This is a genomic window from Streptomyces thermospinosisporus, from assembly GCF_039526425.1.
GTDB classification, from domain to species: Bacteria; Actinomycetota; Actinomycetes; order Streptomycetales; family Streptomycetaceae; genus Streptomyces; species Streptomyces thermocarboxydovorans.
Map to the genome: position 1 here is coordinate 1 of NZ_BAAAIZ010000158.1, position 1,355 is coordinate 1,355.

The 1,355-nt window shown below is 66.7% G+C and carries 1 protein-coding gene and 1 pseudogene; both read left to right on the forward strand.

The features are described from left to right. Positions 1-96 precede the first annotated feature (96 nt). Positions 97-246 (forward strand): annotated as a pseudogene (locus ABD207_RS32000) (IS21-like element helper ATPase IstB); the annotation flags it as partial. 57 nt (positions 247-303) lie between these two features. Continuing rightward, positions 304-1,293: a phosphotransferase family protein gene (locus ABD207_RS32005; protein WP_344016824.1), complete on the forward strand. Its 990-nt coding sequence runs from the start codon at positions 304-306 to the stop codon at positions 1,291-1,293. Positions 1,294-1,355 lie beyond the last annotated feature (62 nt).

A 1,355-nucleotide genomic window follows, 5' to 3' on the forward strand; every position in this document is an offset into this window, starting at 1 on the left:
CCACCCTGCTGCCCGCCACCAACGAATGATCATCTACACCACGCCAAGGGGCACGACCCCACAACTCTTGTGAGGGAACAAGTGCCAGCCCCAGATGGCGGGACCAAGACCTTCACCGATCCCCGCCTCTGCGCGGCCATCGTCGACCGCCTCACCTTCAACGGCACCGTCATCGCAACTGGCACCGGCTCCTACCGCCTCGCCGGCACCCGAGCACGAGCTGAAGAACCTGCCAGGGCCGGCTGATTCGCTGGAAGCGGACTCGGCCCAACGGTGCATTCTGGCTGGGGGTGGGGTCGGCGGATGCGCCAGTTCACGGAGAGTGAAGCCTTGTCAGGGATCGTGCGTGAGGCGCTGGGGGCGCAGGCGCGCGTTGTCGGAGTGGACCGGTTGCGCGGCGGGAGCAAGAAGGGGGTCTACCGGGTTCACACGAGCGGATCACGTGCAGTGAGTGTGATCGTCTACAGCTGGGCCGAGACCGAGAACTTCTGGCCGGCTGCGGAAGCCATCGACCCGGCCCACCCGTTCGCTCCCGCCTCCGGGCTGGCCCCCTTCCTGGCGGCCCAGCGGAGACTGGACGGCCTTGGAGTCCGGGTTCCAGGGGTGCTTCTCGCTGACGACGGCCGACGCCGCTACCCGGCGGACGTGGCAGTTGTCGAGGACGTCGCCGACGGCACTCTGGAAGCGCTCCTGAAGACGGATCCCGCACGCGCATCACATGCCTTGAGCGAGCTGGCCGCCATGCTCGACGTGATGCACCAGCAGCACAGTCAGCACTACGGCAGGGTGGACGTGCTCGAACGGGGCGACAAAGCACGTGGCGATTCATGCGAGCAACTGGTGCTCGAACGTGCCATCGAGGATCTCGCGGAGGCGGCCGAACGCGACCCCGGCATCGGATCAGCCGCAGCCTCGTTGCACGATCGCTTGCGGGAACTGGCCACACGAGTGGCTCCGCGCACGCAGCACGGACTGATCCACGGCGAACTCGGGCCCGACCATGTCCTGGTCGATGCCTCCGGCCACCCCGTCCTCATCGACATCGAGGGCCTGATGTTCTTCGATGTCGAGTGGGAGCACGTGTTCCTGCAGCTTCGTTTCGGTGACCAGTACTCAGCCTTGTCCCGCCCCGGGCTCGATCCGGCACGGCTCGGCCTCTACATGCTCGCGATGCGTCTCTCACTGGTGGCCGGCCCCCTGCGCCTGCTCGACGGCGATTTCCCGAACCGCACGGTGATGCAGGACATCGCCGAGCACAACGCGAACGAAGCGCTGGCTCTGTTGCTCTCATAGCACCGCGACCGCGTCCGCCACACACGCATCGCTTCTGCCGCTACATGCCTCGACGGGCACAC

Excerpts from the sequence above, each read along its gene's own strand:
- ABD207_RS32005 (WP_344016824.1), top strand. The coding sequence starts at position 304 with ATGCGCCAGTTCACGGAGAGTGAAGCCTTGTCAGGGATCGTGCGTGAG.